Origin of the sequence: Bosea sp. NBC_00550, from assembly GCF_026020075.1 — a bacterium.
GTDB lineage: Bacteria > Pseudomonadota > Alphaproteobacteria > Rhizobiales > Beijerinckiaceae > Allobosea.
This window is the reverse complement of record NZ_CP102773.1, coordinates 21,262-44,812: the sequence shown is the minus strand read 5'-3', so window position 1 is coordinate 44,812 and position 23,551 is coordinate 21,262. Positions and strand designations below refer to the sequence as shown.

The window sequence follows — 23,551 nt, the reverse complement described above, 5'->3', positions numbered from 1 at the left end:
CGGTTTTCTTGTAAACGTCGATATCGATCGAGGTGCCGAACCACCCGGTGATGCGCTCCTTGCCATCCCGTGTCGGCCGCGCTGAAATGCGGTGCCAGACATAGTGGCCCGTCGCGCGCAGCATGCGATATTCGATGTTCCACGGCTCGCCCGTCTTCAGGCAACGGCGCAGGGTCGCGGCGGCGGCGTCGACATCGTCCGGATGAACACCGCGCATCCAGCCGACCTCACCGCCATCGATGAATTCCCGCTCGCCGAGACGGCGATTGAGATCCTCCAGAGCCATGTCGATGGCAATCTGGGCAGCACGGGTCACATAAGTGAACTTCCCAGTGGCATCGAAAGCCCAGGCCTTGCCGTGTAAGCTCTCGATCACCTTGGCGGCCTGCACCGCCTGCACGGTCTCGCCAAGCGATTCCGCCACAGTCCAGCGATCATCCGGTCTCGAAACCATGGCGTCGACATCGACGCTGACGCCATAGCCCGGCTCGGCACGGAGCTCGGTCCAGCGATATCTGCCGTCCGGCTGGCGCAACCGATAGCTCGTCACCTGCGGCACGCCCGTCCAAAACGCATAGGCCGCCGCCTGTGCGATCGCAGCCCTGTCATCCGGGTGGATCGCACCCTCGGCCACGTCATCTGGAATGGCACCAAGACCACTGGGATGCCCCGGCGCTTGTCGTTGCACGGCCGCGTCCCGGGCGCCTCGTCTGGACGGATCGCGCACAATGAGCGCGCCGATGCACGCGGCCACCGCGACCGATGCACCGAGCGAAAGCGCGGCTTCCCGTAAGGCGCCAGGATATAAAACGGCGGTGACCGTCGCACCGGCAAAGGCGGCGAGCAGCCCGCCCCAGAGTGATCGAAGCAGATAACCGCGCGCATAGAGGAAGAACGCACCGAGCGGCGCCAATATTCCTATGGTGGCCCCGGCCAGCCAGTATGCCAGGATGCCAACAGCCAGAGTCAGGGACACAAGGATCGTTGGCGTTCGATGGAGCGCTGCAATCATGGTCGGGTGCCCTTCCGGAGACGGATTACCTGGAAACCGTCACAGCATCATCTAGCACCAGTCTTCGAACATCCGGCTGGCAAACTCAGTGGAAACTAGCGCCAGGACGCCTCGGCCGCACTTATGGAAATCCATGACTTGCAATGAGATCGTCCAGTGTTCCGTTGCTGCGCGCTACGGCGTGCGGACGAGCGCCGCAATCCACCTTGGCACCAGAATGGAGACTCCTAGGCAGGCCCCGCCAGCGAAAGACCGCTCGCGCCGCATTGGTCATGGATGAGGTCGATGATCTCGTTCTTGGCGTATGTCCCCGTTGCGAGGCTCGCGACACGGAACTGCAATTCCACCTCGATGGCCGCCGCATCGATGGCCTTCAGGGCAACGGCTGGCGGGGGATCCTTGACGATGCGAGTACTGGTTTCCAGCACTGTCCGCATCGCGTCCTCGACGATGCGCGGCCTTTGCCCCGCGGCGAAGCGCACGCCTAGTGTTATGAGGTGCGACTCGTCGGGGCGGCTCAAGCTGGTCAGGCTTTGCTTTGCCAGCATGCTGTTCGGCAGCACGACGATGTTGTTTAATCCGGTCAGCAGGTTGGTCGAGCGCCAATTGGTTTCCATGACGCGGCCCGCAGTGCCGTCACTCAACTGGACCCAGTCGCCGATCGCATAGGCCTTGCCGAGTGTCAGCGCGATGCCGGAAAAGACATCGCCTAGCGTATTCTGCAATGCGAGGCCGAGGATCAAGGCGACGACGCCCGAGGTCGTAACCAGGGTGGCGATCGGCAGGCCGAAGACGAACCCCAGGACCGACAGCGCCACACCGAGATAGATGCCGGCGACGGCCATATCCAGGATCAGGTGCGCTTCCTGCGGCTTCCGATTAAGCCTGACGTAGATGTGGATGAAGCCGATGATCGTCCAGGCGAGATGGGTCCACCAGAGAATTCTGGCGGACTTGGAAAGCACCGCTGCCAGCCCCTCCGCATAGACGTCATCGGCTTGGTGCGGAGCGATACCGCCCGTATAGAGCACGATGCTCATGCCGATGAAGAACAGGATCTGGACGATCAGGCGACCCGTCGGACGTTCGCAGCCCTGAACGTGCCACACGACGATTCCGGCGGTTCCGAGGATGTTGATCAGCACCAAAGGCAGGAAGTGGTCTTCGCCGGGCATGGAAAGAAGTTCCGTTGGCGGTAGGTCATGCTGAGGGATGATGCGCCGGATGGCTGTCCGGCGTCGCAATCTACTTCTTGAGCGGGAAGGTCAGTTCCTGCTGGGCGGTATCGACGACGAACACGGCAAGCCGTTTTGCCGGGTGGGTCTTGCTCGCGTTTGCGCTGACACCGTGACGGTCGCCTGGGTATTCCGAGAAGCTCTCGCTGGCCTTTTAGACCGTGACGGGGCCATCATTGACCTGGCTGCGGATCGCCCCTTCGAGCACGGTTGCATAGATGAAAGCGGAAGCCGGGTGTGTGTGACCATCCGAGAATCCGCCCGGAGCGTATTCAACGAGAACGCCCCTCATGCTCTTGCCTGGTACGTTAGGCAGCTCGTGGTCGTAGACCAACGTAACCTTGGCACCTTCGCCACCTCCGGGCGTGTCATGTGCGAATGCCGAAATCGACAGAAGAGATGTCAGCGCAAAGAGGCACGCCAATGACTTGATCATGTCTATCGTCCTTTCACGATAAAGGTGGATGAGCCGCTTCGAAATCGGCTCATCCACGCGCCATTATTTCGGGGGAGCTGTCGCGAACCAGCGATCGAAGTCGATCCGGCCGATGCGGGGATTGTTGTCGGAGACGAGCGAGCCAGCCTCCAGCTTGGTCCCGAAATACCGAGCATCCGGATCGGCGACGACGGTGCGGGTATCTCCGATCGCCTTGAGGTAGCGGGCGACGAAATCGCAAAGGCGCGCGCGTTCCGGGCCCGAGATTTCGATGATGCCGTTGGCCGGCGCCGCCCGCGCCGCCTCAGCAACGAAATCGGCGACGTCGTCGGACGCGATCGGCTGAAGATTGCCCGTCGACAAGCGGGCGGTGTCGCCGGACGTGCCGGCCTGGGCAATGCCGCCGAGGAATTCCATGAACTGCGTAGACCGCAGGATCGTATAGGGAATGCCGGATTTCTTGATGATCTCTTCCTGAGCGACCTTGGCGCGGAGATAACCGCTGTCAGGCAGACGGTCCGTGCCGACGATCGAGAGCGCGACGTGGTGCTTGACGCCGGCTTCCCTCTCCGCCGCCATGAGGTTCTTGCCGGACGTCTGGAAGAATTCGAGTACGGCTTTGTCCTCGAAGGAGGGCGAGTTCGCGAGGTCGATCACCACCTCGGCGTTCTTGAGCACCTCGGCTAGGCCTTCCCCAGTGATCGTATTGACTCCGGTATTCGGGGCGGCCGCAATGACCTCATGCCCCTGCTTGTGCAGGCGCTCCGCGGTCTTCGATCCGATCAGGCCAGTGCCCCCGATAATGACGATTTTCATGAGATGCCTCCTGCGCGGCCGCCGATTCGGCGCGCGGTTCGATCAATCTTAGGGTGTCGACCTCGACGAGGTCGGGTTGTGGGCCGAGCCACATGGCTTTGGAAACTGCGCAGCCAGGCTCGGCCGAGAGCCAGACTGGTATTCAATAGTCCCAGAAGACCGGCACCCAGCGGAAGGCGTTGCCCTCGACCGCGACCCGACCGACGGACGGAAACGGGAGGTGGGTGGCCACGAGCTGTTCGCCGGTCCCCGCCAGCTCCGTCAGAAGACGCTGGCGAACGCGGGCTGCTTCCTCGGGGTCATGCTCGAAGCCGTTATACCAGTCAGGATGTTCGAACCCGACAGCGAAAACGGCGTCACCGGCGAACGTCAGTCGGTCGCCGCCGGAGGACAGACGGACCACGCTGTGTCCGGGCGTGTGGCCGCCCGTGCGGCGGACGATGACACCTGGCGCGACATCGCGTTCCTCGTCGAACAGCCGCAGGTGACTGCGATACTCTTGCGCGAACCGCTTGGCGGCCGCACGAAGGGCATCCGGGAAACCCGCCGGCATGTTGACGTGCGTGAAGTCGGGTGCCTCCCAAAACTTCACCTCGGCAGCCGCCACATGGATCCGCAGGTCCGGGCGCAGTCGGTCCTTCACTCCCTCGACGAGGAGACCGCCGACATGGTCCATGTGCATGTGGGTTAGCACCACGTCGGTGACGGAGCCGAGATCGATGCCGGCGGCCTCCAGGCGCTTAACCAGTTGTCCGGCCCGCGGCAGGTTTAGTTCCGGATCAAGACCCAACCCGGCGTCGATAAGTATGACCTGCTCGCCGCTGCGCACCAGGACCACGTTCAGCGCCCAGTCGAAAGCGTCGGATGGCAGGAACATGTCGTTCAGCCAACTGGCCCGCTCGGTCTCGGCGACGTTATGCCCCAGCATCTTGGTCGGGAGCGGCAGCACCCCGTCGCTGACCACCAGAACATCAATTTCCCCGACCCGCACCGCATAGCGCGAGGGGACCAGCTCCTCGGTCCCCGGTCGTCCGGAGCGTGAAGCGACGTCTTGGCTCATGGTTCTCTCCTAATTGATGCCGTTAAAATCACGACTTGAGGAGGTTATAATGATGGTGTAATGCGAGATATCGGGCCTAAGTACAGGTTTACCTATTCCGTATAATAGGTTGATTTGATTTATACGAAAAGCTCTCGTATTTCATTCATCTTAATATGCCATTGTCAATCGTCGATTTAAGCAACGAATATATGTTCTATACGTAATCAGGTAAGCGATTATCGCATAATTCGGTCGCGCGCGCGCAATTTGATCGCCGTGGTCGTTGTTCGGCTATCGTGACGACGCAGCCATCTCGATCATGGATACGACCTCTGCGGGGTGCGAAATCATCAAGGCGTGCGACGCGCCGTTGATGGCGACGGTCCTCACCATCCGCGCGCGCTGCGCCATGAAATCCATAGCAGCCGGCGGAATGTTCCGATCACCGGTCCCGTAGATCATGTATGACGGCAGCGACTTCCAAGAAGGCACGCCCGACGGCTCGGCCAGGGCTGCTTCGGCAACGGGGCGTTGCGTGGCAGCCATCAACGCAGCCTGTCCCTTCGGAACGTCGGCTGCAAACTGCATCCGGAATTTCTCCGGTTTGATATAGAGATCGCGCCCGCCATCCAGCGTCGCGACCGCCTGGATCGCACTTCCCAAAGTGCTTCCCGGAAACTTGCCCGAAAGTGACAGGCTGGATTCCCCCGTCTCGGGCGCGAACGCGGCCACATAAACGAGCGCCTTCACATTCGCCTGCCCATTCGCAGCTTCTGTGATCACCGGCCCGCCATAGGAATGGCCGACGAGAACGACCGGGCCAGAAATGGATCGTATGAGCGTCGCGACTTCGGCCGCGTCCCCCTTCACGCTGCGTAGTGGATTGGCAGCCGCGATCGTTTCGTAGCCTGCCTTGTTGAGCCGGGCGATCACCGCATTCCAGCTCGCGGATTCGGCGAAGGCACCGTGCACCAGAATGACGATCGGCTTGGTGCGAGGTGCTGCTTGCGCTGGTCGCATGGGCGTGGTGAGCAGTGCGGCGGCTGCCGCCAGAGCGAAGACACTCGGTTTCATATGCGTTCTCCGGGTTTGTCGGTAGGGTCAGAGCAGCCAGCGCAAGCTCGCGCCTGGAGTGGCTTGGCCGACGAATTCGCCGATCAATCCAGACGTCGGCGTCGAAGACAGGAGGAGGCGCAGGCAGGCGGCTGGGCAGTGGCGGCCAGGGAGAGGCTCCGACTTATCGGCAAGGAATTCCGCATTGCCCAGAGCGTCAGCGCCAGTCCGAGAAGCGCCGGCAGCGTCACCGCCGGAAAGTCCCGCGGAATGACAGCAGGCGAGCAGATTCCGACGGCAACCTCCCAAAAATGGAAGAGCGCGTGCGTGCAAAGCCAGGACGTCGCGGCTGCCCATAGTCCAACGCGACGCTCCGGCGCGAACAGCCCGAGACCGAACGCCACGCCGAGGAACATCTGGATCATCCCGATGTCGCGAATGAAGTGCTGGTTGAAGAAGCCGGTATCAGTCACGCCCGGGACCATCTCGTACCAAGCCAGCGGCGCGATAAGCATGAAAAGGCCGTTCGCGGTCAGGAAGATGCCGTTGAGCGCCACCATGATGACGACCGTTGCGGCAGCGGCGCGGCCTCGAGGGAGCATCAGCTCGCAAGTCAAGAGCGCTTTCATCAATCACCTCTCGCCGAAAGTGCGCTCATCATCGAGCACTCGCGTGATCTCGGAGCGGGATGACAGCACAGGAGTGAGGGGAATTGTTCTCGTTGAGCGCTTGGATCTCTACTGGCCCCTCCGACGTCTGCTCTCGATAGATCGCCAGACGGACCTGTACCTTGGCATAGACAAGAAAGAGCAACTGCATGCGCAGAGCTCGATCGGATCTCGGAGGATCGATTTCAAGCCGCCTGCTGCTTCAGGATCGTAGGGGAGAGGCGGCCGGAGCTGCGAGCTCGCGACGCTGCACGTCGGCATGCGAACGTTCGGCTCTGGGAGCTATGCCAAGTTCCGCTTTGGCGCACTTCTACGCTGTATAAGGACGGGCGGTTTTGGCCCCGGGCTGAGCTTTGGAAGGTCCGCTTTCCGTAATTCCATTCGGCGAAGCTGCCCCCCAATGCGGCCGCCGGGAAAGGCCAATTGCGTGTAGTGGCAACAGCTACCTCGGCCAAACCATCCACCGGCTCATGGGGAGAGGTTACGCTTCAAGTGCTGAATAACACTCACACCGGACCTCTCGGTGCCGGCGGACCCCTATACCTGCCAGCGACTGCCGCCTGGCGAACCGCAGGATCACACCTAGCGATGCAGCGAGAGGTATCGCCAACAGAACGCCCACGAACCCGAACAACCATCCAAAGGCGAACAGCGCAAACATCATCCAGACCGGGTGGAGGTTGACGCGGCGGCCGATGAGGCGCAGCGAGAAGATATACTCGAAAAATCATTTCTCCGGGCCGTAATGATAGGCTGTTTCACCAAGCGCACGATCTTCCGGATCAGCTGGACGGAAGCACTGGCTCAAAGGCGCTCACTAATCAAGCGCATTCCCGGTTACGCCGCCTGCATCGCTTCGACGACGCTCACATCGGAACTGGTGGGGATCACCCGCGTCAGGCGGAAGCCGGCCTTGGCGAGGAGCTGGCGATATTCCTCCTCCGTTCGCTCCTGGCCGCCGGGCAGCACCAGCATCACCATATCGAGCACCTTGCCGGGATGGGGCGCGTCGCCGTCGGGCAGTACCATCTCCACCAGCAGCAGCCGCCCGTCGGGCTGCATTGCCTTGCGGACATGGCCGAGGATGGTGAGGCACTGCTCCTCGCTCCAGTCGTGAATGACGTGGGACAGCACATAAGCGTCGCCGCCAGCGGGAACCTTCTCGAAGAAGTCGCCTGCCTCGATCGCCACGCGCTCCCGCACGCGCCATTCCGCCAGCAGGGCCGGCGCGTCGGCCACCACATGGGGTCGGTCGAACAGGATGCCGCGCGGCCCCTGGTACCGCGCCAGGATCGCCGCCAGCAGGTTACCGCTGGCGCCTCCTACGTCGACGACGGTGCCGAAGGCCGCAAAATCATAAGCCTCTGCGACAGCGGGCGGCTCGCGGCCATGGAAGCCGATCATCGTCTCGCTAAACATCGAGGCCTCGTCCGGATGCCGGCCGAGATAGTCGAAGACCGGCGCGCCCTGCGCCTTCTCGAATGCGGTCTTGCCGGTCTGCAGCGAATAGACGATTTCGTCGAAAGCCCCCGCGAACCAGGGGCTGCCGATGGTGAGGATGGTGGCCCGCGCCGAACCGGGCGCGCCCGTCTTCAGCGCCTGCCCCAGCTCCGTCAGGGCAAAGCGCTGGCCGTCCAGCTCGGCGAACACGCCTAGGCTGGCGAGGCAGCGCAGAAAGCGATGCAGAGAGGGCGAATGGAGCCCGAGCGGGCCGGCCAGGTCCTCGGCACTGCGAGGGCCGGTGGCCAAGTGGTCGGCCAGGTCCAGCCTCGCCGCTGCGTAGACCAGCCGCGAAACCCAAGCGGCCGTCGCCATCTGGATCAGGGTGACATGTGGGGGAAGCTCCTGCGGTACCGCCGGCGGCGCAAGGCTCGAAGCGGCGTGAGGCGTGTCGTCCATGGTACTCTCCCGAGAGGCCAACGACGGACTGCTACCGCAACCCTAGATATCACGGCCGGCCTAGCCTGGCACGACATTGATGAGGTTCAATCAGGTCTTCGGGGAGGTAGTCGAGTTCGCGTTCTGCGGGGGCTCCAGCGCGACGGGAACTACGGGCGCGCACCTTCGGCGGCCTCCAGGACGAAGTTGTGATCGCGGCATCTGGCCTGCGGATGTCCGCTTGCGGGTGGTCAGTCAAGGTCGGCTTCTGGCGGCGCAAGCTGGTAGTTGACCCTGGTGCAAAACGGTCAAATTCGGGGCATTGCTGCTATTGATCGGTTCTCAAGTTCTCTGCACGCTGAAAGAGTGAATTGTGACTGAGCGATTTGAACGGCACCGCCAACCCTGGACCTCCGAAGAGCTTCAGAAGCTGAAATTGCTCGCCGGAAAGGGCATGGCGCTGAAGGCGATTGCGAAAGCAATGACCCGTAGCGAAGAGTCCGTAAAGGATCGCGCAAAGCTCGACGGCATCGGTATCGCCAAGCTCCGTTAGGCCATGGGCTCTAGAGTCGACATCTCGCGTCAGAACCACGGGCGTCCGCTCTCGGGACAAGCGGCGACGTCAGCTTATGGCGCGTTTCTTCACCCGACCGTTACCGGCCGCGGACCGTCTCGGCCGAAAATCAGAGTCATTGCGATCGAGAGCATCACAAACCCGAGTACGCCCTCCTGCACGCGCTGAAACCACCCGTTTTTAGCTAGCCAGCCTCTGATCTTCGACGCCCCCCCAGCAAGCGCCAAGCTAACGATGAAGCCGAGCGTTTTCGAGATCGAGGCGAGGATCAGAAGCTGGAGCCAGATCGGGCCGGTCACGGGATCAGCGAACTGGGGTAGAAAGGCCGTGATGAAGAGGAAGACCTTGGGGTTGAGCAGGTTGGTGAAGAAGCCCTGCCAAAAGATGGCCTTCGGGGAGGATGCCCTCTGCAGCGCTGTGGGATTCGGCGGTCGATAGCAACGCCAAAGCGCGCGGCCGCCGAGGTACCCAAGATAAATCGCTCCCGCGAACTTGACTGCGGCGAAGAGCAGAGGGGACTGCTGGAAAACGGCGGCCAAGCCCAGCACGACAATCGGTATCTGGACCAGTCCCGAAGCCCAACTACCCGCAACACTCAGCGCTGCGGCTCGAAACCCTTGCGTCACGCCGCGCGTCAGAGTCAGCGCCATGTCCGGCCCCGGCGTCATGATGAGCGCCAGGGACGCGAAAACGAACAGGATCAACACTGAGGTTTCGGGCATCAAGGACATCCGGAGCAGGTGCGATGTGAAACTCGCCCTCGGCGAGCGAGAAGGTGAACTTGGCCGGCGTTGCGGCAATGATGCCTATCAACCGGAAAGCTCCAGTCCGGCAATCCCGACCGCCGTGACGCCCACGAAAACCAGCCGCAATGTTGTTGCTGGCTCTCCGAGAAAAAGAATGCCCACGACCAGCGATCCTAGGGCACCTATGCCGGTCCATACGGCATATGCTGTGCCAAGCGGAAGAACCACCAGCGCTTTCGCCAACATGCCGATGAATAGCGCGCCAGCAGGACGAGCGAGATCGCGCTCCACGCGATATCCGTGAAGCCGTTCGACCGCTTGGTTGCCACGGCCCAGGCAACGTCAGTGATCCCTGAAAGCACCAGTAGGGTCCATCCGAGAGCCGGCGTCATGGTGCGTTCCTCAGAAACGTCTCGGCCAGACAAGCCAGGCGTTCGGCGGCGACTTTTCGTGCGTCCGAAACGCGTTCCGGCGGCGCGGCACTTGGCGCGACCGAGATGATCTCCGCACCATCGAGACCAATAAACCTGAGGGCGGCTTTCAATAGCTGCTGGCGAGGTCCGGCCTGCCGTAGCTTTGGCCACTGGAAAAGTCCCCGGCGCTGGAAAGGATGATCGCGAGCGGCCTCTGCCGAATGAGCGGCGTGTAGCCAGTTGCAGGGTCGAAGACAAAACTGAGACCCGGCTGTGTGATGAGATCGATCCAATGTTTCAGGCGATATGAAATGCTCAGGTTCTACATCGGCGTCGACAGCACGACCGCTTCGGCCGCCTCGAGGCGAGCCACCATCCCCCTGATCCCGTTCCAGGCGTCCGCCTGGCTCGGGTCGAGCTCGCGGCCGGCGAGCCTTGCATATTTTGCCTCGATCACATGCCCATCGAAGGCTGGAAACTCCTCCTTCCAGACGTCGAGTCTGTCGATCGATAGCGCCAGGTCGCGCCGGAGAAAGACGGTCTGGCCGCTATCCGAGAGCAAGTGCCCGCTCGTCGTAAAATAGAGGTGGCGGAAGCGTCCGCTTCCCGGCAAGCACCTAATGTCCGCAAATGGCGCACTTGGAGTGCATCGCCAAGGAACGGTGAGGTAAACAGAATTGCGTCGGTCAATCGAATTCCTTGCGGAATTTCTCGCTGACGGTCGGGGCCTTGCGGAAGCGCATGATAGAGAACGGGTCAAGCGGCGTGGGCGTTTCGCCGTCGAGAATCATCTCGCTTAGGCAAAGTCCGACGCCGGGGCCGATCTGGAAACCGTGGCCGCAGAAGCCGAAAGCGTGGAACAGCCCGGGCGTCGTTCCGCTCGAGCCGATCACCGGGATCATGTCGGGCAGATAGGCCTCGATGCCGGACCAAACTCGGATGACATGGCATTGCGCCAGCATCGGCGCGACGCGGGCAAGCCCGCGCATTGCCGCCAGCGTTTTCACTGGGGGCACCGGCGCGTGGTTCGCCTGCGGATCGGCCGCGGTGCGCGGATAGCCGGCGAGGATGATGTTGCCGCGCGGGATCTGGCGGAAGATCACCGAGCCGTCGATCGCCTGCACCGAGGGTTCGATCCGATAGGGAAAAGGCTCGGTTACGAATTGCGGCGGCCCGGCTGCAAAGACCGGCGCGGTCTCACCGAAGCGCTCCGCGATCTCAGGCGCCCAGGCGCCAGCACAGTTGACCAGCGCGCCGCAGCTTATCCGGCTGCCGTCGGCCAGCATCAGCGCAAAGCCGTTGCCCTCGCGGTCAACGGCCACGACACGCGTGTTCTCCCGAATGATGGCGCCTTGTCTCGCAGCAGCTCTTGCCACGGTCGGCGTCGCCAGCCTTGGATTTGCGGTGGCGTCGCGGGCGGAGAAGGTGGCTGCGACGGCGCGTTCGCTCAGCCAGGGCCAGCGCCGGCGCAACTCAGCTGGGCCGACCCGCTCGATCGCGAGGCCGTAGGATTCCGATACCTTGGCATAGCCTTCGAGCTTTGCGTGCTCCTCCTCGTCATAGGCGAGGTAGAGGTGGCCGGTCTGCTCGAATTCGCAATCCTCGCCGATCAGCGCGTCGAAATCCTCCCATAGCGCCTGAGAGCGCAGCGATAGCGGATACTGGCCGGGAAAACGCCCCTGGAGGCGCAGATTCCCAAAATTGACGCCGCTCGATTGCTCTCCGACGGCGCCCTTCTCGATCAGCGTCACGCGCTGGCCGCGCCGGGCAAGGAAGAAGGCGGTCCAGGCGCCGATCAGCCCGCCGCCGACGATCGTGACATCGGTCGTTTGCGTGCTCATGTAGGTTCTCCCGCGGCGGCGAGCGCGATCGGCTTGACCGGAGCCTGGCCCCGCAGGCGACCGGCGGCTTCGCCCCCCTGTTCGGTTCCGGCCGCGACGATCTCCTGCAAGGCCGGCCCGCAGACGCGGCCCTGGCAGCGCCCCATGCCGCAGCGTGTTATCGCCTTGACGCGGTTGACCTCGACCGGACCAAGCGCCTTCGCCATCGCGGAGCGCACCTCACCGACCGTGACGTTCTCGCAGCGGCAGAGCGTGACCGGATCGGGCAGGGCGGCGATCTGCTCCCTCGGCCAGGCGAAGGCGCGCGCCAGCCCACGCTGGAAATCGCGCAGCCGCGCGACCCGCCGCGCCAGAAGTCGGATCGCCGCGATATCCTGTGTTCGCCCGAGATCGGCGAGGATGGCATGGGCTGCGAGTGCCCCGCTCGCCTCGGCGGCATCGGCCCCGCCGATCCGCACACCGTCGCCAGCAAGGTAAAGGCCGGGGCGCGCGCGGCCGAAACCGTCGATCTTCGGCAGGAACAGCCGGAAATCCGGATCATAGGCAAATTCCGCCCCGGCGAGATCGGCAAGCTGCGTCTCGGGCTTCAGGCCATAGCCCAGCGCGATCGCATCACAAGCGAAGCGCGGCTCGCGCCCACTGTCATCGCGCAGGACGAGCGCCTCGACACGGCCGTCCCCCTCCACGGCTACCGGCGTCACGCCGTGCAGCGTCGGAATGCCCGCGCGCAAAGCCGCCGCCATGTACAAGAGCCCGCGCAGCAATGTGCGCGGCGCCCCGAGGAGGGCGGGCATCGCCGCGAGCTTGGCGGAGAATGCGGTCGTATCGGCGATCACCGCGATCTCGGCGCCCATCGCGCGGTATTGCTTCGCCGCCAGCGCAAGTAGGGGCGATGAGCCGAGAAAGGCGACGCGGCTGCCGATTAGGCAGCCCTGGTCCTTGAGTGCGGCCTGCGCCCCGCCGAGCGTGAACACGCCGGGCTTGGTCCAGCCCGGCAGGGGCGCAATCCGGTCCATCGCGCCGCTTGCGATGAGCAGCCTGTCGCAATCGAGCGTCTCGGCGCGGCCGTCGCGCAGCAGGTGCAGGTGCTTGCCGTCAATCGCCCAGACCAGAGTCTGGGGCCGATAGTCGATCTGGGAGTGCAAGGCGCCGAACCGCTTATGCAGAGCCGCATAGCGGCCGGCCTCCGAGCCCATCAGCCTGGTCATGTCGAGCGCGAGGTCGTCGGCCGGACGGCGATAGCCCTGTCCGCCGGCGCGGGCCCCTTCGTCGATCAGGATGGGCTTCAGCCCGTTCGCGACGAGCAGTTCGGCGGCGCTGATCCCGGCTGGTCCGGCTCCGACGATGACGATCTCAGTCATTGGAGTGGGCCATGCCCTGCGGTTCGGCGAAGAGCTCCAAGCCTTCGCTGACGGGCGTGGTGCATGCCCTAATCCGGCCACCGGCCGCACTCCAGACCCAGCAATCCTGGCAGGCGCCCATCAGGCAGAAGCCGGCGCGCGGCTCGGCTCCGAATTCCAGCCGGCGAGCGTGGGCGCCGTTCTCCAGAAGCGCGGCAAGGACGCTGTCGCCTCCGGTCGCATGGATCGATTTGCCATCGAAGCTGAGGGTTATCGGCGGGCCACTGCGGCGAGCCACACGGCGGAACTGCGCCTGCGAGCGTTCCATGCGATCTCTATTTATTGCAATGCGATATAAGTTTTCGGATTCTGATAAGTCGAGCCGCCCCCTGTCAAGGGCATCCGCCTCTTTTTTTCAGACGCGCGAGATGGCGTGGGCGGCGGCGATCACCAGGGAGGAAAAGCGCGAGACAACCTCCTCATGGCTGTAGCGTGAGGTGGAGGTCGCGATGTTGACGGCCGCTTCCGGCCGGCCCTGGTGGTCGACGACCGGTGCGGCGATCGAGGCATCGCCGATATAGACCTCCTCGAAGGCGGTGGCGTAGCCCTGGGCAGCCGACTGGCGCAGCTTCTCGCGCAACGCCTCACGCTGCCATGTCGTCGAGGGCGTATGCGCGCGCCGGTCGGAGCCTTCGATGATCGCCATCGCCTCGTCCTCCGGCAGGCGCGAAAGCATCGCGATGCCCGGCGCCGTGGCATAGGCCGGCATCCGCGTGCCGATGATGACGTCGGTGTTGAGAACGTGCCGGCTGAGGAAACGCGAGACGAAGATGATCTCGGTCTCCTCGCGCACGGTGAGGTTCACTGTCTCCTCGGTCTCCTTGCTGAGATGCATGAGATAGGGCATCGCCCGGTCGAGGAGGCGGCTGCTGCGAACGAAATGATAGCCGAGATCTAGCGTCTTCGCAGTCAGCTCGAAGCGTTTGGTCTGCGCGTCCTTGCGGAGATAGCCGAGCTTGGCGAGCGTATGGGTGAAGCGCTGGGCCGCGCTGACATCCATCCCGGTTTCCGAGGCGACCTGCGACAGGTTCAGCGTCTGGTGCTGGCGGCCGAAGGCCGAGAGCACGCGGAACGCCTTCTCCACCGAATTGACCATCAGGGCGTCTTCCTTGCGGCCGGCTCGGTCGGCCGGCGCCGCCGTGCGCTTGCTCTGTCTCGCGTCGGGCATCGTCATCAGGGCCTGCTCTCCTCGGCGCGATCAATGGCTGCGGCTAACGATCTTGACAAGCTGGGCCTTTGGCGCAGAATAAGCAATAGAAGTTATTGCATTGTAATAGTAACTCATCGGAGAGCGCTATGAAGGACTCTGTTCTGGTCGAGGTGCGAGGCGCTGTCGGCATCATCACCCTCAACCGCCCCGAGATTCTCAACGCCTGGAACGCGCCGATGCGCGAACGGCTGGTCGCCTGCTTCGATGAGATGGAGGCGAACGAGGCCGTCCGCGCAATCATCCTGACGGGTGCGGGCGATCGTGCCTTCGGCGCTGGCCAAGACCTCAACGAGACCAAGACCTTCGATTCGGACCGCGCCGAACTTTGGATGGGTGAATGGGAGCGGCTCTATGACCGCATGCGCTCGCTTTCGAAGCCGCTGATCGCGGCGCTGAACGGCGTTGCGGCGGGCTCCGCCTTCCAGGTCGCGTTGCTCTGCGACCTGCGCGTCGGCCATGCCGACGTCACAATGGGCCAACCCGAGATCAACTCAGGCATCGCCTCGGTCACTGGTCCCTGGATCATGAAGGAGATGATCGGGATCGCCCGCACCATTGACCTGACCCTGACCGGCCGGATGATGGATGCCGACGAGTGCTTCCGCATCGGCCTGATCAACCGGATCGTGCCGAAGGAGCAGGTCATGCAGGCCTCGCTCGCGCTTGCCGAGGAACTCGCCAGCAAGCCGCCGGTCGCCATGCGCCTCAACAAGGCGCGCTTCCGCGAGGTCACCGAGGAGAGCTTCCGCGAGTGCCTCGCCGCCGGTATCCGCAACCAGCGCGCCGCCTATGCCACCGGCGAGCCGGCGCGGATGATGGAGGCCTTCCTCGCCAAGCGCGCGGCGCGGAAGACGGCCTAATCACACCATCTTACCATCCGATCACCCACGGGGAAATGCGGAAAACCGCTTGAAAGGGGAGTAGACGATGTCGAACCTGACCACGAATCCGACGCGGCGCACCTTGCTGCAACTCGCTGCCGGCGCGATCGCAACGCCCTACCTGGCGGGCACGGCACGCGCCGCGACCCAGATCACGGTCGCCGATCCCGGCGGTCCATTTGGCCCCGCCTTCCGCAAAGCCTTCTATGACCCCTTCGAAAAAGCGACCGGCAACAAGGTCGTCAACGTTGCCCGCGAGGCCGAGCCTACCGCCCAGTTCAAGGCTATGGTCGAGACCAAGTCCTATACCTGGGACGTCTGCACGCTGACGCTCTCGGCCCGCGACATCCTCAAGGCGCAGGGCCTGCTCGATCCGATTGGCTTCGCGCATGCCGATGTGCCCAAGCTGATGCCCGAGGCGATCTCGCCCGAATTCATGGGCACGGACGTCTATTCGACGATCTTCGCCTACCGGACCGACAAGGTGAAGAACGCGCCCGCGAGCTGGACGGATTTCTTCAATGTCGAGAAGTTCCCCGGTCGGCGCTCGATGCGCAAGAACCCAATAGACAGCATCGAGCAGGCTCTGCTCGCAGACGGGGTGCCGCTCGACAAGCTCTATCCGCTCGATATCGAGCGCGCCTTCAAGGTTCTCGACAAGATCAAGCCACATATCGCAGTCTGGTGGACGGGTGGCGCCCAGTCGACGCAGCTTCTGCAAAGCGGCGAAGTCGACATGACCACCGGTTGGAACGCCCGCCTGCAAGCTGCGATCGATGGCGGTGCACCGGCCAGGATCATCTGGAACCAAGGGCTCTACTCGATCGAGGGCTGGGGTTTGCCGAAGGGTGGCCCAAAAGCTGAGGTGGCACGTCAGTTCGTCCGCTTCTGCTCCGACGCTAAGCAGCAGGCGGTCTATACCGAGGCGTTGGCATATGGCCCGACGAACCTTGACGCCTACCAGACGATCTCGCCCGAGCGCGCCAAACTCCTGCCGACCTCACCGGAAAACCTGAAGCAGATGGCGATCGCCAATGAAAGCTGGTGGAGCGAGAATCGTGCCAAGGTCACCGAGCGCTTCAATTCCTGGCTCCTGACCTGACGGCGATGAGGACGGGTGCCGGAATGACCGCAAACCAGCCGAAATCGGCCCAACTCGTCGTCGAGGGCAAGCTCGTCATCGAAGCGCTTTGCAAGCGCTATGGCGCGACCACGGCGCTCGAACCGAGTTCGCTCAGCGTCGCAGAGGGCGAGTTCCTCACCTTGCTGGGGCCTTCGGGCTCCGGCAAGACGACGCTGCTTCAGCTGATCTGCGGTCTGGTCGAGGCCAGCGAGGGCAGGGTGGTGATCGACGGACGCGACCAGTCGAACATGCCGGTTCACCAGCGCGATATCGGTCTCGTCTTCCAGCATTACGCGCTCTTCCCGCACCTGACGGTGGCGGAGAACATCGCTTTTCCGCTCAAGATGCGTGGGCGCCCGGCTGCCGAGATCGCCGGCCGGGTCGCCTCCACGCTCGATATGGTCCATCTCGGCCATCTCGCCGGGCGCTTCCCGCGCGAATTGTCCGGCGGCCAGCAGCAGCGCGTCGCGCTGGCACGCTGCTTCGTCTACCAGCCCTCGATCATCCTAATGGACGAGCCTCTCGGTGCCCTCGACAAGAAGCTGCGTGAGCACATGCAGATCGAGATCAAGCGGCTGCACCGGGAGAGCGGTGCGACCATCGTCTACGTCACCCACGATCAGGAGGAGGCGCTCGCGATGTCGGACCGCATCTGCCTGATGAACCACGCGAAGATCGAGCAGCTCGGCACGCCGCGCGAGATCTACGAGCGCCCGCGCACGGCCTTCGCCGCCGATTTCATTGGCCTCTCCAACATCTTCCGCGGCAGCTGGGACGGCAAAGGTGCGCTCGACACACCCCATGGCCGTTTCGCCCTGCCGAGCGGCGCGAATTGCCAGAGCAACGACGCGGCGCTCGTCATCCGGCCGGAGAACCTCCATCTCGGCGAACGCGACGGCAATGCCGTCTGCGGCCGGGTGAGCGAAATCGTCTATGCCGGCTCGGAAACGCGCGTAATCGCCTCGCTCGGTGACGGCAGCCCGCTCGTGCTGCGGCTCGGCCCGGAGGATCCGGTGCCCGCCATCGACCAGGCCATCGTCGCCGGCTGGGCCCGCGACAAGGCGGTGCTGGTTGCATGAGCGCGGTCGCGGCAGGCACCGCTCCGGCGCGCCGGAGCAAACTCAGGTTCGGTCCGCTCTGGCTGGCGGTGCCCGGCCTCATGTTCCTCGCGGTCTTCTTCGCCTGGCCGGTTGCACAGCTCCTCGGCCTCAGCGTCGTCGATCCGGAGAGCGGAGGCTTCTCGGCCGGCGCCTACCAGCGCATCGCCGCGACCGACGTCTATCTGCGCGTGCTCGGCATTACCTTCCGCATCGCCGGCTGGACGGCGGTCTGGTCGCTCTTGATGGGCTACCCGCTGGCTTATTGGCTGGCGCGCCTGCCCGACATGTTCCGCGGCCGCATGCTGCTCTTCGTCATGGTGCCGTTCTGGACGAGCTATCTCGTCAAGACCTTCGCCTGGATGATCGTGCTCGGCCGCAGCGGCATCATCAATTCGCTTGCGACGGGATCCGGCCTCGTCGACCAACCCCTGCCGCTGCTACACAACATGTTCGGCGTGATGGTCGGCATGGTCCATGCGATGGTGCCGCTCGCGGTGATGACCATGCTGCCGGTGATGACCGGAATCGACCGTCGCCTCGTGCAGGCGGCGCAGACCCTCGGCGCCGCCCCGGCGCGAGCGTTCTGGCTGGTTTATTTCAAGCTCTCTCTGCCAGGCGTCGCGGCGGCGGGGCTATTGGTCTTCATCTCCTCGCTCGGCTTCTTCATTGTGCCGGCCTTCCTCGGCGGGCGGCAGGAGACCATGCTCGCCCAGCTCATCATCACCCAGGTGCAGGAGCTGCTGAACTGGTCCTTCGCGGGGGCGCTTGCGGCCATGATGCTGGCGGCGGCGCTGGTTTCCTGCTGGATCTACGACCGGCTCTTCGGCATCTCGACGATCGCCGGCGGCTCGGCTCAGGTCGGAGGCGGACGCATCCGCGATCTCGGCCTCGCCATCCTCGGCATTGCCGCCGATATTGCGGGGCGCGTCGCAGCTGTTGCACAGAAATTCCTAGGCAACCGCATATGCGAGGGTATGCTGCCGGGCTTCTGCTGGCTCGTCATCGGGTTTCTGGTGCTGCCGACGCTGATAGTGATCCCGCTCGCATTCACCTCCTCGCAATTCCTCGAATTCCCGCCGCCAGGCTACGGGCTCAGCTGGTTCCGCACCTATTTTGAATCCCCGCTCTGGCTGCAGGCAACGCTGCGCTCCTTTGGCGTCGCCTTCGTTACGGCGCTGGCTGCGACCGCGATCGGCGGCTTCGCGGCGCTGGCGCTGGCCCATAGCCGCACGCGCTGGGGCGGGCTAATCTTCGCCTTCTTCCTGGCGCCGATGATCGTTCCGCGCATCGTCATCGCGGTGGGCCTGTTCTACCTCTTCGCGCGGATGGGCCTGATCGCGACCGATCTCGGACTGATCATCGGTCATACCGTGCTGGCGATCCCATTCACGCTCGTCACCATCGCCGCCGTTCTCAAGACCTATGATCAGCGGCTCGATCAGGCGGCGGCGACGCTCGGCGCCAACCGCGTCCGCACCCTGACGGGCGTGACGATCCCGCTTGTTAAGGGCGGCCTCGTCGCGGCCTTCCTCTTCGCCTTCATCACCTCTTTCGACGAGCTGACAATCGCGATCTTCGTCTCGGGTGGCGTCAAGACGACCCTGCCGAAGCAGATGTGGGACGACATGATCCTGCAACTCAACCCGACGCTGGCCGCGGTTTCGGTGGTCGTCTTCGTGGTGGTGACGGTGATGCTGCTGCTGGCCGAACGCTTCCGCTCCTCCTCTTCTTCCTGACATCGACGACTGAAGCGCAACCATGACCTCCCCAGACAAAGACGGCTTCGTAGGCCTTCTGACCGCGCGCGCCGCTGCCGAGCCGGATCGCGTCTATGCCCGCTTCAGCGGCGAGCCGCTGAGCTATGGCGAGTTGGAGCGGCGCTCGGCCGCCTTCGCCGCGCATCTACGGTCGCGCGGCATCGTCACGGGCGACCGCGTCGCGGTGATGATGCGAAATTCCCTCGCCAGTATCGCCGTAGTTTTCGGGCTCGCACGGGCCGGCGTCGCCTGGGTGCCGGTCAATGCTCACCAGCGCGGCGAGGGGTTGAACTATCTCCTGACCCATTCCAGCCCGCGCCTCGTCGTCGCCGACATCGAACTCGCACCCCAGATCGCCGAGGCGATGGGGCCCGACACGACCCTGCCGATGCTGTTGCATGCGCCGGGCGGAGATCTCGATGCGGTGCTCGTGGTAACCGCCCGTTTCGACGGACCGGCCCCAGCCGCGGATGCCGTCTTCGCCATTATGTACACCTCCGGCACGACAGGGCGGCCGAAGGGCGTCATCGTCTCGCACCGCATGCTGCGGCTGGCGGCCGAGAGTGTGCTCTATCTGTCGGATGCCAAGCCCGGCGAGGTCTTCTTCGTCTGGGAGCCGCTCTATCATATCGGCGGCGCCCAGCTCCTGCCGCTGCCGATGATCCGCGACGTATCGCTCGCCATGGTCGAGCGCTTCAGCGCCAGCCGCTTCTGGACGCAGGTCCGCGAGGAGGGCGCGACCCATATCCATTATCTCGGCGGCATCCTGCAGATCCTTCTGAAGCAGCCGGCTTCCGTGCTCGATCGCGAGCATGGCGTGCGCATCGCCTGGGGCGGCGGCTGTCCGGCCGATATCTGGCCGCAGTTCCGCGACCGCTTCGGGGTCGAGATCCGCGAATGCTACGGCATGACCGAAGCCTCCAGCCTGACGACATGCAACACCAGCGGCGTGTTTGGCTCCGTCGGGCAGCCGATGCCCTGGTTCACCATCAGGCTGCTCGACGGTGAGGGCAGGCCCGTCGCGGCGGGCGAGCGCGGCGAGATCGTGGTCAAGACCAGCATCCAAGGCGCAATCTTCCCCGGCTATCTGGACAATCCCGAGGCGACCGTGAAAGCGCTGCACAACGGCGCCCTCCATACCGGCGATCTCGGCTCCTTCGATACCGACGGCAACCTATATTTCCACGGCCGCATGACCGACAGCGTGCGCTGCCGCGGGGAGAACGTCTCGGCCTGGGAGGTCGAGCATGTCGCGGCCGAGCATGAAGCGGTCGAGGATTGCGCGATGATCGGCGTCTCCGCCGATATCGGCGAGCAGGACATCAAGCTGTTCGTCAAGCCGCGCCATGGCGCGGTCATCGACCCGCAGGCCCTGTCCGGCTGGCTCGGCCGGCGCCTCGCGCCCTACCAGAACCCACGCTACATCGCCCTCGTCGACGAGTTCGAGCGCACGGCGAGCCAGCGCATCATGAAACACAAGCTCTCGCCCCGGCTCGACGATTGCTGGGACAGGGCAACCGCGACGGGGCGCTAATATGGCCGGCTGCGACATCCTAATTTCCGGCACCGGCGGCTTCGCCGCGCGCATCGCCTTCGACATCGCTGCAGCCGCCCGCGAGCCGATCGAGGTGATCATCGCCGGGCGCAACTTCGAACGCCTGAACTGGCTGCGCACTGCCGCCAATGCCCGCGCTGCGCTCTTCGGAGCCACGGCGCGCTTCGCCACCCACGAGATCGACCTGCTGGCGCCGGATGCTTCCGACGTCTTGCTCACGGCGACAGACCCACGCATCGTCGTGCAGGCGGCCTCGATCCAGACCTCGCAGGTCATCGCCCAAAGCGGCAATGCATGGACGGGCCTAGTCGCCGAGGGGGGCCTGAGCGCGACCGCCGTCTTCCAGGCGCTGATCAGCGCCCGCGTCGCCGCCGCCATCACGCGGGCCGGCAAGCCGGTGACGCTGGTCAATTGCTGCTTCCCCGACGTGGTCAACGGCATGATTCGCGCGATGGGTCATGACGTCTCCTGCGGCATGGGCAATGTCGCGATCCTGTCCAACGTCTTCGCTGGCTCGGCCGCGACGCCTGCCGGTGCCGAGGTCAAGGTTCTTGCGCATTACCAAAACCTCGCCGCCTGGCGTCGCCGTCCCGAGGAACGCGGTGGTCGCGCCCCGCGCGTCTGGCTGGGCGGCGAGGAAGTGGCCGATGTCTACGCTCGCTTTGCCGATATCCAGCTCACGCCTGAGCCGGTGATCGAGATTTCCGGCGCGAGCGGTGTCCCGATGCTGTTGGCAATGGCAGGCGGTCGGCGCTGGCAGGGCCATGTGCCCGGACCTGACGGCCTACCGGGAGGCTATCCAGTCAAGCTGGTCGGAGGCAGGCTGGAGCTCGCCCTGCCGCCGGGATTGCTGCGCGAGGAGGCCATCGCCTGGAATACGTCCTTCGAGGCGAGCAATGGCCTTGTCGTCTCCTCAGATGGTACAGCGACCTTCACCGGGATTCTGGGCGGCCGGATTGCTGGTCACATCCCGGAGCTGCGGGATGGCTTTGATGTCCACGAGCTGGAAGCCGTGTGCGAGACGCTGTTGGGCTTACGCGAAATGCTGATGCAGCGCGCATAACCTGCGACTCGTCGTTTGGCCGATAGAGCCTGGTTAACGGGTCCGGCACGGCTGTATCTGTGCGGGTGAGCGGCCGGAGTTGGACCCCTGGCAGTGCTCTCTCCGCGACGATCGCCCTGTACCATGACAGTCCGCTTCCGGCGCTGCTCGGGTGTGCGGGTTTGGCGCTGTGCGGCGCTCAGCCGTCGGAATGATCGGTTTTCGGGTGGACCGTGGACGTTCTCGGCCCTCTATCCTGAAATGCGGCGCGGCGTCGTGCCAATGGCGTTGAACCTGCATCCGATACGATCAGTCTCAGCGGTGCTGACTTCTCGCAACATGACCACCAGAACGGTCATTTGCCCGATCCGCAGAAATTTTCTCGTCCAGCCGACCCACTCGTAGATGTGGGATCGAATAGATCAGCTGCCTCGTGTAGGCATTGGCAGGCGATGCGAGGACTTGCGCCCATCTCCACGATCCTCCCCTTAAGCATAAACGATGATCCTATCCGAAACCGCTTTGCCGCGACAGATCATGCGTGATGAACAGAAGCGAGATTTGCAATTACTACTGCAGACGCAATAGCAGCTTCAATCACCCGACGCGCAGGGCCCGCGCGAGCCTTCTGAGGTGGCTGCCAGGCCGACCGATCCGCGAAGCGTCAGATCGAAAGGTAGGATCTTGCGGAGAGGGGCCGACGTCCCCGCTTCAATCTGATCGATCAGCATCATGGCGAGGTCCTCGCCCGCTAGGCGAATAGAGGTAGCGGTTGCCGTGAGGGGCGGAACGAACTGGTCGGCGCTGATCCCGCGGACGCCATCATCGTGACAGACGACGGAGATGTCGGAGCCGACGCAAAGTCCACGCTCGGCGATCGCCCGATAGACTCCGCGCGCCTGAAAGACCGAGCCGCAGATGAAGGCGGTCGGCGGTTCGGGGCCGTCGAGGCGGCGCGTCGCGGTTTCATAGCCGGTCACCTCGGTCATGGAGACGAACTCGATGGCATCGGGCCGCGGCGTCAAGCCGCGCGTGGCGAAGGCGCGAAGGAAGCTTCGTGCACGTGCCGTCGCGTAGCGGAACTTTTCGAGCCCATTTACCACCACGATGTTGCGGTGGCCGTAGTCGATGAGCAGATTGGTCAGGCGCTCGAACGCCGTGTCGTTGTCGGTATCGACGAAGGAATAGGGTTCGCTCACCTCGCTGCGTCCATGCACCACGAAGGGCAGGCCGAGGCCATTCAGCAAGGCGATGCGCGGATCGTCGACCAGCGGCCGCGTTATGATGACGCCGTCAAGTGTCTTCGAGGAGGCCAGCTTGCGCAGCACGGCCGCCTCGTCATCCTCGAAGGGAGTCAGCAGCAGGCTGTAATTGCGCCGGGTCACCGCAGTCGAGATGCCCGCCAGCACATCGACGAAATTGGTTTCGGGCAGTTGCAGCCGCTCTAGCGGGAAGACGAGGCCGATCGCTTCGGTACGCCCCGTCGCCAAGCTGCGCGCCCTTGCGTTGGGACTATAGCCCATCGCATCGGCGGCGGCGACGACACGATGCCGCGTCGTCTCGGGGATGCCGGGATGGGCGCTTAGGGCACGGCTGATTGTTGATTGCGACAGGCCGAGCGCAATGGCCAGGGTCTTTAGATCAGGGGCGACCTTGTGCAAGCGCTTGCTCTTGCGCGGTGCGCCCTCGCGGGCTGGTTCGTCCTGCGCGATCGAGCGATGTGTCATTTGGCCCGTTGCGCCTCCCGAATGTCACGAGATTTACCCTCC

At 64.0% G+C, this 23,551-nt stretch carries 22 protein-coding genes and 3 pseudogenes; 7 read left to right on the top strand and 18 right to left on the bottom strand.

The genetic code is table 11. From position 1 onward, the window contains the following. Position 1 precedes the first annotated feature (1 nt). The 9 genes and pseudogenes from NWE53_RS30120 to NWE53_RS27185 form a co-directional block, all read right to left on the bottom strand. Positions 2-1,012: pseudogene (locus NWE53_RS30120) on the bottom strand (PAS domain-containing protein); the annotation flags it as partial. A 227-nt stretch (positions 1,013-1,239) separates the two neighbouring features. Further along, on the bottom strand, positions 1,240-2,187 hold the full coding sequence (locus NWE53_RS27220) for a mechanosensitive ion channel family protein (protein ID WP_265055343.1): 948 nt from the start codon (positions 2,185-2,187) through the stop codon (positions 1,240-1,242). Between the two features lie 70 nt (positions 2,188-2,257). Beyond that, positions 2,258-2,683 (bottom strand): annotated as a pseudogene (locus NWE53_RS27215) (cupin domain-containing protein). A 63-nt stretch (positions 2,684-2,746) separates the two neighbouring features. Continuing rightward, positions 2,747-3,499, bottom strand: a complete 753-nt coding sequence (locus NWE53_RS27210) for an SDR family oxidoreductase (protein ID WP_265055342.1) — start codon at positions 3,497-3,499, stop codon at positions 2,747-2,749. 142 nt (positions 3,500-3,641) lie between these two features. Next, positions 3,642-4,559, bottom strand: a complete 918-nt coding sequence (locus tag NWE53_RS27205; RefSeq protein WP_265055341.1) for an MBL fold metallo-hydrolase — start codon at positions 4,557-4,559, stop codon at positions 3,642-3,644. A gap of 273 nt (positions 4,560-4,832) precedes the next feature. Next, positions 4,833-5,615 carry an alpha/beta fold hydrolase gene (locus tag NWE53_RS27200; protein WP_442865088.1) on the bottom strand — a complete coding sequence of 261 codons (783 nt, stop codon included), beginning with the start codon at positions 5,613-5,615 and terminating at the stop codon, positions 4,833-4,835. Between the two features lie 83 nt (positions 5,616-5,698). Continuing rightward, complete coding sequence (locus NWE53_RS27195) at positions 5,699-6,223, bottom strand: hypothetical protein (protein WP_320109593.1); 525 nt, start codon at positions 6,221-6,223, stop codon at positions 5,699-5,701. A gap of 520 nt (positions 6,224-6,743) precedes the next feature. Beyond that, positions 6,744-6,980: pseudogene (locus tag NWE53_RS27190) on the bottom strand (AI-2E family transporter); the annotation flags it as partial. Between the two features lie 119 nt (positions 6,981-7,099). Further along, positions 7,100-8,161 (bottom strand): acetylserotonin O-methyltransferase, encoded by a 1,062-nt coding sequence (locus NWE53_RS27185; protein WP_265055340.1) that lies wholly within the window; start codon positions 8,159-8,161, stop codon positions 7,100-7,102. Between the two features lie 349 nt (positions 8,162-8,510). Here NWE53_RS27185 and NWE53_RS27180 point away from each other — a divergent pair, with 349 nt between their 5' ends. Further along, complete coding sequence (locus NWE53_RS27180) at positions 8,511-8,693, top strand: hypothetical protein (protein WP_265055544.1); 183 nt, start codon at positions 8,511-8,513, stop codon at positions 8,691-8,693. A gap of 89 nt (positions 8,694-8,782) precedes the next feature. Here the strand turns inward: NWE53_RS27180 and NWE53_RS27175 are convergent, their stop codons facing one another. From NWE53_RS27175 to NWE53_RS27145, 8 genes are all read right to left on the bottom strand, one after another. Beyond that, on the bottom strand, positions 8,783-9,436 hold the full coding sequence (locus NWE53_RS27175; RefSeq protein WP_265055339.1) for a LysE family translocator: 654 nt from the start codon (positions 9,434-9,436) through the stop codon (positions 8,783-8,785). Between the two features lie 87 nt (positions 9,437-9,523). Then, positions 9,524-9,751, bottom strand: coding sequence for a DMT family transporter (locus NWE53_RS27170; RefSeq protein ID WP_265055338.1), 228 nt, complete (start codon positions 9,749-9,751; stop codon positions 9,524-9,526). A 249-nt stretch (positions 9,752-10,000) separates the two neighbouring features. Continuing rightward, positions 10,001-10,186 (bottom strand): hypothetical protein, encoded by a 186-nt coding sequence (locus NWE53_RS30170; protein WP_472841032.1) that lies wholly within the window; start codon positions 10,184-10,186, stop codon positions 10,001-10,003. Positions 10,187-10,195: 9 nt separating this feature from the next. Further along, entirely contained in the window at positions 10,196-10,435 is a 240-nt protein-coding gene (locus NWE53_RS27165; RefSeq protein ID WP_265055337.1) for a hypothetical protein, read from the bottom strand. A gap of 124 nt (positions 10,436-10,559) precedes the next feature. Then, positions 10,560-11,714, bottom strand: coding sequence for an NAD(P)/FAD-dependent oxidoreductase (locus tag NWE53_RS27160; RefSeq protein ID WP_265055336.1), 1,155 nt, complete (start codon positions 11,712-11,714; stop codon positions 10,560-10,562). Next, positions 11,711-13,075: an FAD/NAD(P)-dependent oxidoreductase gene (locus tag NWE53_RS27155; protein WP_265055335.1), complete on the bottom strand. Its 1,365-nt coding sequence runs from the start codon at positions 13,073-13,075 to the stop codon at positions 11,711-11,713. The genes NWE53_RS27160 and NWE53_RS27155 overlap by 4 nt, the downstream gene beginning before the upstream one ends. Next, complete coding sequence (locus tag NWE53_RS27150) at positions 13,068-13,382, bottom strand: (2Fe-2S)-binding protein (RefSeq protein WP_265055334.1); 315 nt, start codon at positions 13,380-13,382, stop codon at positions 13,068-13,070. Before NWE53_RS27150 ends, NWE53_RS27155 begins: the two co-directional genes overlap by 8 nt. A gap of 87 nt (positions 13,383-13,469) precedes the next feature. After that, complete coding sequence (locus tag NWE53_RS27145; protein ID WP_320109592.1) at positions 13,470-14,288, bottom strand: IclR family transcriptional regulator; 819 nt, start codon at positions 14,286-14,288, stop codon at positions 13,470-13,472. A gap of 122 nt (positions 14,289-14,410) precedes the next feature. Between NWE53_RS27145 and NWE53_RS27140 the strand changes: the two genes are divergently transcribed. From NWE53_RS27140 to NWE53_RS27115, 6 genes are all read left to right on the top strand, one after another. Then, on the top strand, positions 14,411-15,184 hold the full coding sequence (locus NWE53_RS27140) for an enoyl-CoA hydratase/isomerase family protein (RefSeq protein ID WP_265055333.1): 774 nt from the start codon (positions 14,411-14,413) through the stop codon (positions 15,182-15,184). Between the two features lie 67 nt (positions 15,185-15,251). Next, the gene (locus tag NWE53_RS27135; RefSeq protein WP_265055332.1) at positions 15,252-16,307 is read left to right on the top strand and encodes an ABC transporter substrate-binding protein; all 1,056 of its coding nucleotides are present in this window, start codon (positions 15,252-15,254) and stop codon (positions 16,305-16,307) included. 23 nt (positions 16,308-16,330) lie between these two features. Beyond that, positions 16,331-17,407, top strand: a complete 1,077-nt coding sequence (locus tag NWE53_RS27130; protein WP_265055331.1) for an ABC transporter ATP-binding protein — start codon at positions 16,331-16,333, stop codon at positions 17,405-17,407. Then, on the top strand, positions 17,404-19,164 hold the full coding sequence (locus tag NWE53_RS27125; RefSeq protein WP_265055330.1) for an ABC transporter permease subunit: 1,761 nt from the start codon (positions 17,404-17,406) through the stop codon (positions 19,162-19,164). Before NWE53_RS27130 ends, NWE53_RS27125 begins: the two co-directional genes overlap by 4 nt. Before the next feature lie 22 nt (positions 19,165-19,186). Next, positions 19,187-20,719, top strand: a complete 1,533-nt coding sequence (locus NWE53_RS27120) for a class I adenylate-forming enzyme family protein (RefSeq protein WP_265055329.1) — start codon at positions 19,187-19,189, stop codon at positions 20,717-20,719. Between the two features lies 1 nt (position 20,720). After that, positions 20,721-21,803, top strand: a complete 1,083-nt coding sequence (locus NWE53_RS27115; protein WP_265055328.1) for a hypothetical protein — start codon at positions 20,721-20,723, stop codon at positions 21,801-21,803. 572 nt (positions 21,804-22,375) lie between these two features. Here the strand turns inward: NWE53_RS27115 and NWE53_RS27110 are convergent. Next, positions 22,376-23,509 carry a substrate-binding domain-containing protein gene (locus tag NWE53_RS27110; RefSeq protein WP_265055327.1) on the bottom strand — a complete coding sequence of 378 codons (1,134 nt, stop codon included), beginning with the start codon at positions 23,507-23,509 and terminating at the stop codon, positions 22,376-22,378. Positions 23,510-23,551 lie beyond the last annotated feature (42 nt).